Origin of the sequence: Paenibacillus faecalis, assembly GCF_900289175.1 — a bacterium.
GTDB lineage: Bacteria > Bacillota > Bacilli > Paenibacillales > Paenibacillaceae > Paenibacillus_AQ > Paenibacillus_AQ faecalis.
This window is the reverse complement of sequence record NZ_LT985747.1, coordinates 2,288,971-2,302,058: the sequence shown is the minus strand read 5'-3', so window position 1 is coordinate 2,302,058 and position 13,088 is coordinate 2,288,971. Positions and strand designations below refer to the sequence as shown.

General features: G+C 43.9%; 12 protein-coding genes. 7 read left to right on the top strand and 5 right to left on the bottom strand.

From position 1 onward, the window contains the following. Window positions 1–167: 167 nt before the first annotated feature. The gene (locus tag C8268_RS11000; protein ID WP_106767692.1) at window positions 168–650 is read left to right on the top strand and encodes a hypothetical protein; all 483 of its coding nucleotides are present in this window, start codon (window positions 168–170) and stop codon (window positions 648–650) included. Window positions 651–699: 49 nt separating this feature from the next. Here the strand turns inward: C8268_RS11000 and C8268_RS10995 are convergent, their stop codons facing one another. From C8268_RS10995 to C8268_RS10980, 3 genes are all read right to left on the bottom strand, one after another. Next, window positions 700–1,518 carry a DUF4367 domain-containing protein gene (locus tag C8268_RS10995; RefSeq protein ID WP_106767691.1) on the bottom strand — a complete coding sequence of 273 codons (819 nt, stop codon included), beginning with the start codon at window positions 1,516–1,518 and terminating at the stop codon, window positions 700–702. Further along, window positions 1,499–2,086, bottom strand: a complete 588-nt coding sequence (locus C8268_RS10990; protein WP_106767690.1) for an RNA polymerase sigma factor — start codon at window positions 2,084–2,086, stop codon at window positions 1,499–1,501. The genes C8268_RS10995 and C8268_RS10990 overlap by 20 nt, the downstream gene beginning before the upstream one ends. 395 nt (window positions 2,087–2,481) lie before the next feature. Then, window positions 2,482–3,714: an aminopeptidase gene (locus C8268_RS10980; RefSeq protein ID WP_106767689.1), complete on the bottom strand. Its 1,233-nt coding sequence runs from the start codon at window positions 3,712–3,714 to the stop codon at window positions 2,482–2,484. Between the two features lie 153 nt (window positions 3,715–3,867). Between C8268_RS10980 and C8268_RS10975 the strand changes: the two genes are divergently transcribed. Then, window positions 3,868–4,140, top strand: coding sequence for a hypothetical protein (locus tag C8268_RS10975; protein ID WP_106767688.1), 273 nt, complete (start codon window positions 3,868–3,870; stop codon window positions 4,138–4,140). Between the two features lie 119 nt (window positions 4,141–4,259). Here C8268_RS10975 and C8268_RS10970 read toward each other — a convergent pair whose 3' ends face one another. Next, entirely contained in the window at window positions 4,260–5,624 is a 1,365-nt protein-coding gene (locus C8268_RS10970; protein WP_106767687.1) for a TrkH family potassium uptake protein, read from the bottom strand. A 70-nt stretch (window positions 5,625–5,694) separates the two neighbouring features. Here C8268_RS10970 and C8268_RS10965 point away from each other — a divergent pair, with 70 nt between their 5' ends. Further along, on the top strand, window positions 5,695–6,624 hold the full coding sequence (locus C8268_RS10965; RefSeq protein ID WP_106767686.1) for a DMT family transporter: 930 nt from the start codon (window positions 5,695–5,697) through the stop codon (window positions 6,622–6,624). Window positions 6,625–6,760: 136 nt separating this feature from the next. Here C8268_RS10965 and C8268_RS10960 read toward each other — a convergent pair whose 3' ends face one another. Continuing rightward, a complete protein-coding gene (locus tag C8268_RS10960) occupies window positions 6,761–7,684 on the bottom strand; it encodes an NAD-dependent epimerase/dehydratase family protein (protein WP_106767685.1) in 924 nt (307 codons plus the stop codon). Between the two features lie 198 nt (window positions 7,685–7,882). Here C8268_RS10960 and C8268_RS10955 point away from each other — a divergent pair, with 198 nt between their 5' ends. From C8268_RS10955 to C8268_RS10940, 4 genes are all read left to right on the top strand, one after another. Continuing rightward, window positions 7,883–9,808, top strand: coding sequence for an LTA synthase family protein (locus tag C8268_RS10955; RefSeq protein WP_106767684.1), 1,926 nt, complete (start codon window positions 7,883–7,885; stop codon window positions 9,806–9,808). 173 nt (window positions 9,809–9,981) lie between these two features. Then, complete coding sequence (bioB, locus tag C8268_RS10950) at window positions 9,982–10,977, top strand: biotin synthase BioB (RefSeq protein ID WP_106767683.1); 996 nt, start codon at window positions 9,982–9,984, stop codon at window positions 10,975–10,977. Between the two features lie 231 nt (window positions 10,978–11,208). After that, window positions 11,209–11,580: a rhodanese-like domain-containing protein gene (locus C8268_RS10945; protein WP_234032757.1), complete on the top strand. Its 372-nt coding sequence runs from the start codon at window positions 11,209–11,211 to the stop codon at window positions 11,578–11,580. Window positions 11,581–11,735: 155 nt separating this feature from the next. Next, complete coding sequence (locus C8268_RS10940; RefSeq protein ID WP_106767682.1) at window positions 11,736–12,980, top strand: DHH family phosphoesterase; 1,245 nt, start codon at window positions 11,736–11,738, stop codon at window positions 12,978–12,980. Window positions 12,981–13,088 lie beyond the last annotated feature (108 nt).

Below are 13,088 nucleotides of genomic sequence, written 5' to 3'. Positions count from 1 at the left end.
CGCAACATAACCGAGGCTTGTCTCTATTAAAACGGTACAGGATTTGTTTTTCCTGTGCCGCTTTTTGAATTCTAGTTTAAAAAATGAAAAAAATGACATCCATTCTATAAAGTCATATGTTAATATATGGATGCATCTCATTAATTTTTGAAAGAAAAGGTGATGTTATGTCCAAGTTGAAAAAGCGAACAAGAGTTTTGACAGCGTTTACATTTGCGCTACTAATGAGTTTTGTGGTTGCAAGCGGGGTATCCGCTGACGCACCTGCAGAGAAAGAACCTCGAGCACTGACGCCTCCGCCTCCAGCTGAGATGAGCATCATGTCCTTGAACCCGTCAAATGTATATTTAACAGATGCTTCAACTTCAATTCGTAAAAGCGGGTCAAATATACAAATATCGTCAAATACATATGCATCTCGAGTCGTCGATTCCATTGGTGCGAACATCTACCTTCAGCGTTGGACAGGCTCCGTGTGGGTGGATGTTGAAAGCAGCTTTAATAAAAACACAAATTCCAGCAGTTATTATGGCACTAAAACTTGGCAAGGTGTAAGTGGCTATTATTATCGTGGTAAAACGGTACATTGGGTTAAAGAAGGTACTAAATATGAAGAAGTCGTTACACATTCCAGCACGATATTAATGTAATGGTTATAAGACAACAAAAGGGCGTAACCGTATGGTTACGCTCTTCATATTAAGGTAAACTATTGGCCATCTTTAAAAGATCTTCCTTACTAAGCTCACCTACAATTCGAATCACCACATTGTTGTAATTGAATTGTATGGAACTTGCGTTTCCTTCGATATATATAGCTTCGATACCTGACTCGAGTATAAGGGTTTCTGCAGTTACTGAGCCCAAAGAGCTGACTGAAGTCTGACCGACGGCCAAATTGTAGAACGAAATATTCAGAAATGCTCCATCTTCCGAAATATATTGTACAGACATATCATCGATCGGAGCTTCTTCATTCATCGGTGCTGCGAGTACATCATAAAATTGATAGCCTGGAGGAATATACTGAAATTCTGGGTAAGGAAACGTTAGTCTGGCTTTCACTTCTTCGAGACTTAAATCATGATCTTCCGATGAGCTGCTCCATAGAAGTTCTTCTGAAAGATTGTTGTCCATTTCCGGGCCGATTCCTTCTGGCGGAGGGCTTGTCTTCGGTACTGTATTCGTTGCAATCTCGTCTTTACCGGTAATGACCATTACGATGCCGTTACCCCAATCTTTCAGCTGCTGGTATATAGGCGACACGGCTTGAGAGATTGTTGGCGGAGAGAAAAAAATGGCGCCTGTTGCTATAGACGCAGCAACGATTCCAGTCAGTTGAAATCTGCGTCGGCGCCGGGATTGCCTGCGGCTTCGTTCCAGCTGCTCTTTAACCTGTAGCCAGGATTGTCGTTTCGTATTCTGATCGGGAACGGGAGGAGAGGCTTTAGCTGCCGCGCGTTCGAATGCTTCATCAAAGGCTTCGTCAAACCAAGGATCATATTTTTCGTTTTTCATCCAAAACACCCCACTCCCTATACAGCATTTTTTTAACGGATTCTCTGGCACGGAAGAGTCGCTGCTTGACGATGTCTTCCCGAGTATCCAGCAGCTTGGCGATCTCTTTATAACTTAGGCCGTGCTTCCAACGATACTCGATGAGCAGGCGATATTCAGGCTTCAATTGCTCCATATAGCCCTTGATCGATTCTTCCATCATCTTGGATTCGACTTGATGTTCTACATTGGTGGAAGTAGCGACCAATTCCTCTTCACCTATAAAAACACGATCAACATCCACTTGGTTACGGTATTTTTTATTTTTTCTTAAATAATTCATTGTTGTATTTTTAGAGACTACTCGCAACCAGGCCTTTAGTTTATTTTCGTTTTCAAAAACGGGTTTTTTAGAAATGACTTTAATAAATGACTCTTGAATAATATCCTCAGCAGCAGCATGGTCACGGACCACATACATAATTTGCCCGTAAACCAGATCATAAAATTCGTAGTAGACCTCTTCCTGGAGAGGCTCGCTTATGCTGTTAAAATCTGCTGTGAGGAGTAATTGCAGTCGGTTAGACACGAGTTAATCTCCTCTCTGGTGTATCCCATCCTCTTGCTAATCCTCTCATTATTTTACATCATTTTGTAATGAAAAGCTTTGTTTTTCCTGTTTTATTCTCTCTAACTATTAAATCCTTCATTATCCTATACCTTCATCAGCGTATGCAAAACGATGAGGGATATAACCTTAGTTCATTCATTCCATAAAGCTTGAAAAAGCTCTCGATAAGTTAGGGGGGATTAGGGAGAGGTTGAGCAGATGATTTTTAGCTTAAGCAGGCCTAAGCAGGGAGGGGATTCTATTTATTACAATCGGATATAGAAAATGTGATGCTGGAGATGATGATGTATGCAGACAAAACAGCAGCCGTCACTCCGAAGAGATGAGGCTGCTGTTTATCGTTAACATTTCACTTAAAACGCCCAGTTTCCGTTGCGGAATACAGGCTCTTCTGTTCCATCTTCAGTAATACCGTTGATGTCCATATTTTCAGATCCAATCATGAAATCAACGTGAGTTACGCTCGTATTCAGTCCGTGCTTCACGAGCTCATCCTGAGTCATTTCTTTCCCGCCCTCCAAACAGAACGCATACGCGCTTCCGATTGCCAGATGGTTGGACGCATTCTCATCAAACAAAGTGTTGTAATACAGGATGTTTGATTCTGAAATCGGGGACTGATGTGGTACAAGTGCGACTTCGCCAAGATAGCGTGCACCTTCGTCCATATTGAGCAGGCGCTCCAGTGTTTCGTAACCTTGTTCAGCCGTAAAGCTGACAACACGTCCGTTCTCGAAGGTAAGTGAGAAGTTATCGATGATGTTGCCTGCATAGCTTAACGGCTTCGTGCTTCGAACCGTTCCGTTAACACCTGTCTTCAGCGGTGCTGTAAACACTTCCTCGGTCGGCATGTTTGCAACAAAGGAATGGCCCTTTTCGTTAATGCTGTCTCCTTGGGCCCAAATATGACCTTTTGGCAGTTCGATGGTCAGGTCAGTACCTGGAGCTATGTAATGCAGAGCTTTATATTTCTTCGCGTTCAGAACTGCAGATTTAGCTTCAAGGACGTCCAAATGTTGTTTCCATGCTTCTACTGGATCATCCTGGTCTATCCGAACTGTATGGAAGATTGCCTCCCACAGTTTATCCATCTGTTCAGCTTCAGGCACATCCGGGAACACCTTTGCCGCCCAGGCAGGTGAAGGTACGGCAATGAGACACCAGCTGAATTTGTCAGCTTGCTGATAGGCACGATACTGTTTCATTGCCTCTCCGCGAGTCTTGTAGAAGTTGGCGATTCTTTCCGCATCGATACCGTTCAGAAGATCCGGATTCTCAGCAAGTACATGGAGAATTGCGGCACCGTTCTCAACGAGCTCCACCATTTCTCCGGCATACCATTTTGGTTTTTCTGTAAACACGTCATCTGAAGCTTTCTCATATTGAAGCCGGGTTAATGCTTCATCATTCCAGAAAACTTTGACCAGTCGAGCCCCCGCTTCATAAGCCTTCTCGGCAATCAAGCGGATAAATTCAGCCGATTCCACAGGTGCATGGACAACCAAAGTTTGTCCTTTCTGTATGTTGACCCCTACTTTCACAGCCAATTCTGCATACTTATCCAAAGATAGTTTAAAGTCGGACATTGAGGTATCCTCCAATTACATTTTTTTAAAAGCAATAATCACATTATACTAAATTGCTACTCAGATGAAAAACGTTAATCGAATAACCTAAAAAGTGATATACTGAGTTTTATGAGCAACATTGTCTTAAGCAAAGTGGAGGAGAGTGAAACGATGTCGCAGATTACGATCGAGCGAGCAGGTATGCATCGTGATGAGGAAGATCATTTTATAGGATACGCGGTGTTTTCCATACAAGGACATACTTCCGCTTATGAGATTACCTTTATGAGCAAGAACGGGAAAGATTGGGATTATAGTTTGAATTATGCCGAAGAATCCGGTCAGGAAGAGGAGTTTCTTCAGGCTGATGAGCTGATTGAGGAAGATGACGAATTGTTCGATGATCTACTCGATGCGGCTATTGAAGCAGGAGGATTCGCATAAGCTGCAAGTAAATGACTGATTGCAAAATGATAAAAAAACATGACACAAAAACCGTCCGTCTCCCGGCAGGAGCGGACGGTTTTGTTCGGATACAAGTGCTGAATGTAATACAGCAGGTTTTATCCAATAATGATTTTACCTTCCGGGTGACGGTACAAGTCTTTGTAGCGTCTGCGGTTCAAAGCATATGCAAGCGTAAGCGGCCCTAAACGGCCGAGAAACATCAGCAGTGCTATCGATATTTTACCGATTCCGGTCAGTTCGGTTGTCAGTCCCATCGATAACCCCACTGTACCGAAAGCAGAGACGGCTTCAAACAATATCGCCAGAAAATCGCTGGAAGCCTCCGTCGCAGACAAGAACATGGAAAACCCGACTACAAGCAGCAGGGAAAGAATGGTCAATGTCACAGCGCGGTAAACGATGGCTTGCGAGATACGGTTGCGAAACAACACCACATCACGCTTACCTTGTATCATCGTAATAACAGAGCCGATCAGTACGGCAAAGGTCGTTACTTTAATACCTCCGCCGGTAGAACCTGGAGCGGCACCGATAAACATCAGCATAATCATGAAAAATTGGGATGATTGCTGTAATCCGCCTATATCAATCGTACTGATACCACCAGAGCGTGTTGTAACGGATTGAAAGAAGGAAGCCATAATCTTCTGCGGAAAGGAGAGTGGCCCGAGTGTTGCCGGATTACTGAATTCTAAAACAAATAGCATGAGTGCACCGATAAAGATCAGCAGTGACGTTACAGTAAGAACAACTTTGGAATGGAGAGAAAGCTTCCGACACCTCGGATATTCCATAACATCAAACATGACGATAAATCCGATGCCGCCTAGAAAAATAAGCATCATATTAATGATGTTGATTATCGGATCGGTGCCATAGACCGCAAATCCCGCGAAGGGGCCATGAATGCTGCCGAGCAGATCAAATCCCGCGTTATTAAAGATGGAAACACTTTGGAATATGCCAAGATATAACGCATCGCTGAGCGGCATTTCAGCCCAAAAACGCAATGTAAGCAGCAATGCGCCTACGCCTTCAATGGTGAATGAGTAGACGAGAACGCGGCGGATCAGATCAACAATCCCCTGAATCTGATATTGTCCCATGGCTTCTTGTAGAATCATACGTTCCCTTAAAGATATCCGGCGGTTTAACATCAATGCGATCCATGTTGCCGATGTCATAAATCCGAGACCACCGAGCTGAACGAGTATCAGCATGACGATCTCTCCAAACACGGACCAATGCGTAGCCGTGTCTACAACGGTTAGACCTGTAACACTGATGGCCGATACAGCTGTGAAAAATGCATCAATCAGCGGTGTCGGCATGCCGCTCTCTGTTGAAATCGGCAGCTTGAGCAGAAAGGTGCCGAAGAGCGTGATCGTCATAAAGCCAATGGCTAAAAATTTAGGGGGGCTCATTTTTGTGCGTTGGTACTTCGACGTCTTTATAGCCATTCAATGATTCTCCTTACGAAATAATAAACCATTCTCTAATAATACACGAAAGGTGAGATATTTAACCATTATGAATCGAGAAAAACCGCCAATTCCCGCAGCTGTTCTGCTTTTTGTCGGAATTACTGCGATTTCATTTTCATCCATCTTTGTAAAATGGTCGAATGCGCCTGTATCCATTCAAGCGATGTACAGGTTGGTGTTCACCGTATTACTCATGCTGCCTTTTGGCGTAAAATATATTCCCTATGTTCGAAAAGTGGGAAGAACCGATTTTTTGAAGCTTATAGCTTCTGGTATGATGCTGGCCGCTCATTTTTTACTGTGGATGGGATCACTGCAGTGGACCAGTGTGGCAAGCTCGACCATGATATTGGCGCTTCAGCCGGTGTTTGTGATGATCGGAGCGTATATTTTCTTTAAAGAAAGAACATCGGCCTCGGCATTATACGGAATGGGGATCGCTTTTGTCGGCGTATTTGTGTTGATTGGAAATAGCGGGGTAAGCGGAACCGGTAACCACTTGAAAGGAGATTTGATGTCCTTATTAGGAACCGCTGCGATTGCTGTACATATGCTTTTGGGGCAAATGCTGCTTAAACGAATGCCTTCATTTCTTTATAGCTGGTTTGTTTTTGTGTTCGCTGCGCTGCTGCTAGCTGGCTACAACGTCGTTTCAAATATCCCGATGACAGGCTATTCAGCCAATGATTGGGGAATATTTCTCCTGCTTGCCATCGTGCCTACGGTATTCGGTCAGCTATTGTTTAATTGGCTCATGCGTTACTTATCCGCTTCAACGGTGTCGATGAGTGTACTTGGAGAGCCGGTTGGAGCAAGCCTGCTTGCATTTCTCCTGCTCCATGAATCTATAAATGGTCTTCAAGCCATCGGCGGTGCGTTTGTCATGTTTGGACTGATCCTGTTCCTGAACGTAAAATCATCTTCAAAGACGCAAGACCAGGTTCCAACGGATCTGCAAACAGAAAGCCTTGGATGAGGCGTCCGAATCATAAAGAGTTCAATCAGAGAACGGCTTAAGAATTTCTATCGTTTTCAGGAGGATGTATAAACATAAAAAAAGCGCCCAATCGATTGATGGATCGACAGGTGCTTTTTTTGAAAAATGCAAGAAGTTACGTAGAGGAGAGAATGGCCCAATGCCTTGAAGTCTCCAGGAAGCCTTGTTCTATCGTATATTCAGGTTTCCAGTTTAATAATGAGCGGGCTTTGCTGTTATCAAGACAGATACGGAGAACATCACCCGGTTTGGGGGGAAGATAGTTTATGTGGATGGCGTCAGGATATTGTACACGCGCCATATCGATCAGCTGGTTAACGCTGACCATCTGTCCTGTGCTAACATGCAGCGTATCACTGTGGGCAAGCTTAGAGGCGGCCAGAGTGGCTTCGACAACGTCATTTATATAAATAAAGTCCCTTGTCTGCGTACCATCACCGTAAATGTTCAAAGGAACCCCGCAGCTCACATGCTTGCCTATGGCGGCAATGATGCTGCCTTCGCTACCTGTTGTTTGTCCGGGACCATATACATTCGCATAACGAAGAATTGTATATTCCAGCCCATAAAACTGTTGATGCAAGCGAATGTATTGTTCGGCAACAAGTTTGGATAAAGCGAAAAAAGAAGTCGGACATACTGAATCGTTCTCTGTGAGTACATTTTGTTCTGAATTTCCATATACTTGAGAAGTGGACGCAAAAATGATTTTTCGAACTTTGGCTGTTCGGCATGCTTCCAGCATATTGAGTGTACCCGCTATATTTGCATATGCATCGGATGTTGGTGTTTGTATTGACTGCTCCACATCACTCTGTGCTGCTAAATGAAAAACAGTATCCGGTTTAAGCAGCTTCACGTATGTTGCTGCCTGCTCACTGCCCACATCCGTAACATGCAGTACCGCCTCAGAATGGAGGCGGCCTGGATCACCGGTCGTCAGGTTATCGATAACATGTACTTCATAGCCTTGTGAAACCAGGCGGTTAACGAGATGTGAGCCCATAAAACCCGCTCCGCCGGTTACTACCATTTTCATGCTTTGAACCCTCCAGCCTTTGATTGGGATGCTCTATCGTACGTGAAACGGAAGAGGAGTGCATGAGTCAATTGACCAGCATTTATAAGCTTTGGGCGAGCCTCTATCTCTGGCCCAATAGATTGAGGCTTGTATACCTGTTATAATAGGGAACGATTCTAAACAATCATTTTTCAAATTGAGATAGGGAGATCGATCATGGAAAGAACGTGGAAACAACGAGCGGGATTGTTCAGCGGTATTTTTCTGCTCCTGTTGTTAAAATTAATGTTATTAAGATTGTTCTTATTTAACGAAGTCATGTGGGGGAAAATTCCGGCAGATGCTTTCTCTCTGCTTGTATTGATGAGCTTGCTGGAACTTTTAATTCCGCTGAAAGGAAGACATGTCGCTTACTGGATATTTAACCTGGTGGTGTCTCTCATCTTGTTTGCATCTGCGATCTATAATGTGTATTTTGGTTCTATTCCGACCTATACCGCGTTGTCCGGCCTTGGACAAGTTCACCAGGTTCGTTCCAGCGTAACGTCGCTTCTTGAACCGGAGCATTTTATTTTCTTTGTGGATGTGCTGGTCATGGCGTTGATATGGATCGTAAACCGGGTTCGTGAACGCAAAGACGGGTTCAAAGGCTTCACTACCATTTCACAGACCTCTTATCGAAGCTCGAAAAGGGTTTCCGGATGGAAGATCGGTATGGCCGGGCTGTTGATTCTTGGAGTCGTTGTATCCGGGTTCTCGATCCGTAAAGCATGGGGCATTGAGAATGAGCTCGTTCAGGCGGAACATATGGGTTTTATGAACTATCAGGTCGCTGCTGTTGTCAAAAGCGGTCAGGAGAACCGGGCACTTGCTGAAGGCAACATCGAGGATACGATCCAGGAAATTAATCAGCTACAGGAAAGCTATCCTTACCAGAGCAAGCAGCGTGTAGGGAAGGAGCCGGAATATTTCGGAATAGGCAAGGGCAAAAATTTGATCGTTGTTCAAATGGAATCCTTGCAAAACTTCCCGATACATCAATCGTTAAACAATCAGGTCATTACACCTGTCATGAACCAGCTTGCTGATGAAGGCTTCTACTTCCCGAATGTATTCCAGCAGATTGGCCAAGGCAATACATCGGACGCCGAGTTTATATCGAACACCTCGATTTATCCTTTAGGGTCGGTTGCGATGTCAACCGGTTTTGGCAGCCGTGTGCTTCCGAGTTTGCCGCGCTTGCTTGAAGAGCAAGGGTATGTATCCAGTACGTTTCACGTCAATGATGTCACCTTCTGGGATCGAAATAAAATGTATCCAGCCCTTGGCTTTCATCATTTTTATGATAAACCATATTTTAAGAACGATCAGTTCAACAGCTTTGGTCCTTCCGATGAAGAATTGTATCGTGTAGGCATTGAAAAAATGAGTGGGGCGAAAAAAGACAACAGACCGTTCTACGCACAGTTTGTTACAGTATCAAGTCACTCTCCATTCACAGTACCGGAGCATTTCTCGAAGATTGAAATTCCCGCCGAATTGGAAGGAAGCCAGCTCGGCAATTATCTCGATTCTGTCAATTATGCGGATTACGCATTGGGGCAATTGATCGAATCTTTGAAGCAAAATGGGATGTGGGAAGATACCGTTCTGGTCATATATGGGGATCATTTCGGAATTAACAACAACGATACCGACCCTGATCTGATCACATCTACACTGGGCGTTCCATATCATGAAAGAATCAGCCGGTTTAATGTACCTTTTATCATTCATGTGCCAGGGATGGAAGAAGGGAAGACGATCGAACAGGTCGGAGGCCAAATCGACATGCTGCCGACCATTGCGAACATTATGGGGATATCAATGAAAGATGAGCAGTTTACCGCCATGGGTCAGGATCTGCTTAATATTGACAGGAACGTCATCGGCATGAGGTATTATTTGCCGACAGGTTCGTTTTTCAATAATGAGATTATGTTTATCCCGGGTAACGGGTTTGAGGATGGAACAGCGGTTTCGTTAAAAACGCTGGAACCTGTTACGGATATTTCCCTTTACCGGGATGATTATGAGTATATTCTGCAGCTTATGAAGCTGTCGGATGAATACGTGAAGCTGCTGCCTAAGAGAGCGCCTTAAAAGATGAAATACGAACTCAGGCCATTTCCGGATGGAATTATTCCGGGGTGGCCTTTTCTTTTTTTATCAGACTTAGGATTGAAAAACGAGTTCATTTCGTTTATTGTAGCCTTATTGTTAACCTAATATAGTTTATATATGGTTGACAATATACAGGTGAAGGAGAGTTGAATATGGTTACAAAAACAGGTGATGAATGGGCACTACTCGCTGAAAGGGTCATCGATGGACACCAAGTTACAGTTGAAGAAGCTCTGTCAATCGTTCGGAGCAACGATGAACAGCTGCTTACTCTGCTTCACGCGTCGTTTATGATCAGGAGCCGCTATTTTGGCAGGAAGGTTAAGCTTAATATGATTATTAATGCCAAATCAGGCCTGTGTCCGGAGGACTGCGGCTACTGTTCTCAATCCATTGTTTCAGAAGCACCGATCGAGAAATACGCCTGGTTAACAAAGGAGAAAATTATAGAAGGAGCCTATGAGGCAATCCGAAGAAAAGCGGGTACCTATTGTATTGTTGCATCCGGACGACGCCCTACAGACCGGGAGATCGAGCATGTGGCAGATGCGGTTCAAGAAATCAGACAGAAAACGGATCTGAAAATATGCTGCTGTCTTGGCTTTTTGAAGGAATCGCAGGCAAAAAAGCTGGCAGAAGCAGGTGTTCATCGATATAATCATAATTTGAATACGTCGAAAGAAAATTATGGACAAATCACGACAACACATACGTATGAAGACCGGGTCAAAACGATTGAGCAGGTTAAACATTCAGGAATTTCACCATGCTCTGGTGTTATATTCGGCATGGGGGAAAGTGATGAAGAAGCGGTGGATATGGCGTTAGCATTAAGACAATTGGATGCGGATTCAATACCGTGCAACTTCTTGAATGCGATCGATGGTACGCCGCTTGAAGGACGAAAAGAGCTTACCCCTGTCAAATGTCTGAAGCTGCTCGCGATGATGCGTTTTGTAAATCCGACCAAGGAAATTCGGGTTTCTGGCGGCAGAGAGGTGAATTTGCGCTCGCTTCAGCCGATGGCTTTATATGCGGCAAATTCGATTTTTGTTGGTGACTACTTAACAACGGCTGGACAGGAGCAGCAGCGGGACTGGCAAATGATCGAAGATCTTGGATTTGAGATTGAGAAATGTGCTCTTTAATTTTGGTTTTTCATGCACGTTGCGATCCAGTTTGGACCTCCTGATCAGGAGGTCTGTTTGCGTAAGACTATATATGTGTTATTTAGCAGCTTGACAAAAGTTTTGATGCACTCTAAAATCATACCCATAGGGGTAATAAGTACTCTTGCTTACATACGAATCACACTACTCACATCAATCATAAAAACAAAAACCAGAAAATATAGGAATATCTTGGGGGAGGGATCGGTTTTGTTATTCGTATATATGATCGCAGCTATGCTGCTGGTGTATGCTTATCGCCGGTCGGTACCAGTGCACGGATTGAAACTGGTGAAATGCAGTGAGCTTGCTCAGGCCAAGAAGGAACGTCCTCAACTAAAGGTGCTGGATGTTCGGGATGTTTCTGAATATACGGCCAATCATTTGGAAGAATCGGTCAACATTTCACTTGGCAGGCTGTCTTTTGTGTGGGATAAAGAATTAAGTCCGGAAGACGAGGTCATCATCGTTACTCCCAAGTGGTCGGAAGGGCTGCTCGCTGCGCGCAAACTTAAGAAAAATGGCTTCAAATCATTATCTTACTTAACGGATGATTGCCACGCTTGTATGTCAAACCGGTGAGCAGCTCTATAAAGTTTTAGAATTATAAATCAGGAACAGCATGGGCTGTTCCTTTTTTGTGCGTATATACGTCATTTCATCCGATGACTAAAGTGGAAAATATAAGGGAAAAGTAGACGTTGAATATCATATTTCCATAAGGAGCTGTTTATTCAATGTATTACTTATATACCCATAATGATCTTGATGGAGTGAGCTGTGGCATCCTCGCAAAATGTGCTTTCGGAGACAGGATTGATGTTCGCTACCTTTCCCTCAATGGGCTAAATCATCAGGTAGGCAAATATTTGGATCGCGCAGTCATTCAAAACAATCCTGATGATCTATTGTTCATAACCGATCTAACGGTAAACAGCGAGCTAGAGGAGCGTCTGGATCAATATGTCAGGGCTGGCGGTCAAGTCCGGCTTATCGATCACCATAAAACCGCAGAATACTTCAACGCGTATCCTTGGGCTCAGGTCATTCTTCATCATGAAGATGGTAGACTTGCCTCGGCTACATCGTTGTTTTATGAGTATTTGACTCATCATGAATTCCTTTCACGTACCGAATCATTGGACCAGTTCGTCGAATTGGTTCGCCTTTATGATACCTGGCAGTGGGAAGCTGAGAACAAGCTTGCAGCCAAGCGATTGAATGATCTGTTCTTCATGCTGTCGATCGATGAGTTTGAAGTGAAAATGGTGGAGCGGTTGCAAAATGAGCCGAGTTTTACCTTTAATGATTTTGAAGAGAAAATTCTAGATATGGAAGACCATAAAATTGAACGTTACATTCGCCGCAAAAAAAGGGAGCTGATCCAAGCCTTTATCGGCAGTGAATGTGTCGGCATCGTGCATGCCGAATCCTATCATTCTGAACTTGCCAGTGAACTTGGGACAATCTATCCGCATCTCGATTACATAGCGATCTTAAATATGGGCGGGCGAAAAATGAGCCTTCGAACGAATCACGATCATATCGATGTATCGTCCGTCGCTATGCGTTATGGCGGGGGAGGACATGCGAAAGCTTCCGGATGTACGATGAGTGACGTTGTATTTCGTTTGTTTGTAGAGGAGACGTTTGATCTTGAGCCAATACGAGGCGATGCCGAACGCAATCGGTTTAATGTTAAAGGCACAGAAACCGGCGTTTTGTACGAAAGTTCAGGAGAAGATATGATTTATGTTTATTTATCTGAGCCGGGAAAATGGTCGCTTGAATGGAACGGCGAGCTGCTACCTTTTCAATTTTCAACCTTTGCGGATGCCGAACGCCATATCAAGCGCAATTATGGAGCAGCTCTGGCTAGAGATGAGGCTTTCGTCAAAATGATGACTGAATATATGTATCAAATACGGATGGGAACACCGCTTTTAAATTCCGATGGATTAGGACGGGAAACTTCCAGCTGAAGGTATGAAACAAATGACAATTTTCAAAACTTTCACACTTCCCACACAAATTCCACATATTTATTGGGTAATTTGGTAACAGTCCACAAATATAGGACGAGATATAGG